A 542-nucleotide genomic window follows, 5' to 3' on the forward strand; every position below is an offset into this window, starting at 1 on the left:
GTTTATTTCAATATATTTACATTCTTTTCTTTGCTCAAAATATGAAATTGAACTTATTGATGATTTTAACGATAAATTTCCATATAGCCTTCCTTCATGCCACAATAATTCTGGAGGCTCAAAGTCTTTTGGTAATTTAGGCATAAGAAATGATAAGTAACCGTTGCCTAACTTCCGTTCCAAAGACGCTCTCTTTTTATAATTTGAGACCTTTGGTGAAGGAATCAATTTATATGAAGATGCTATTTCCCGAGGCTCTTCTGTGCATATTAATTCCAGTAATAAATTTCCACGATCATAATAAAGACGAAACATAACCAGTTGCTTTTCTAATTTACGCTTCTTTAAATCAGTAAAGATTTTTTCATTCTTTTTATTACTGCATAATCCTTCAAATAAATATTTTCCAGTCGGAAATAACTCTTGTAAAGTTAAAGGTATTGGAGAAAGACATTGTACAAAGAAATTTTCCCCATTCTTCTCTCCCTCAGCTTTTGCAAACTTCCCAATAAACCTCATATAATACATTCGCTTTATAAAAC

1 pseudogene is annotated in these 542 nt (G+C 31.0%); it reads right to left on the reverse strand.

Annotated features, from left to right (window positions below):
- A pseudogene (locus AC1DTM_RS31165) lies at window positions 1–542 on the reverse strand (hypothetical protein); the annotation flags it as partial.

Source organism: Bacillus sp. P4_D3, assembly GCF_056401855.1.